General features: G+C 71.9%; 1 pseudogene. It reads right to left on the reverse strand.

What is annotated here, in order from left to right:
* Positions 1 to 551: pseudogene (locus HR9077_RS20040) on the reverse strand (dihydroxy-acid dehydratase); the annotation flags it as partial.

A 551-nucleotide genomic window follows, 5' to 3' on the forward strand; every position in this document is an offset into this window, starting at 1 on the left:
GCCGTTTCTGACCGCGGCCAGCGGGCCGCCGGCGGCGGCCTCCGGGGCGACGTGCAGCACCACGGTGCCGTAGGCGGTGCCGCTCATCCGCGCATCCGAGATGCGCACCATGTCGGTGACGCCCTGCGCGAGCAGCTTGGCCGGCAGGCCCATGTTGCCGACCTCGGCCATGCCGTGATAGCCCCGCGGCCCGCAGTGCTTCATCACCAGGATGTCGTCGGCCTCGACGTCGAGCACGGGATCGTTGATGCGCGCCTTGTAGTCGTCGAAGTCCTCGAACACCACCGCGCGGCCGCGATGGGTCATCAGTTCGGGGGTGGCGGCGGAGGGCTTGAGGACCGCGCCGTTGGGGGCGAGGTTGCCGCGCAGCACGCACATGCCGCCGTCCTCGCGCAACGGGTTGTCGAGCGGGCGGATCACGTCGTCGTTGTACTGCGGGGCGTCCTTGACGTTGTCCCACAGCGTGCGGCCGTTGACGGTCAGGGCGTCCTTGTGGGGCAGCCGGTCGGCCTCGCCGAGCCGGCGCAGCACCGCGGGCAGGCCGCCGGCAT

Origin of the sequence: Modicisalibacter radicis, assembly GCF_900961225.1 — a bacterium.
GTDB lineage: Bacteria > Pseudomonadota > Gammaproteobacteria > Pseudomonadales > Halomonadaceae > Modicisalibacter.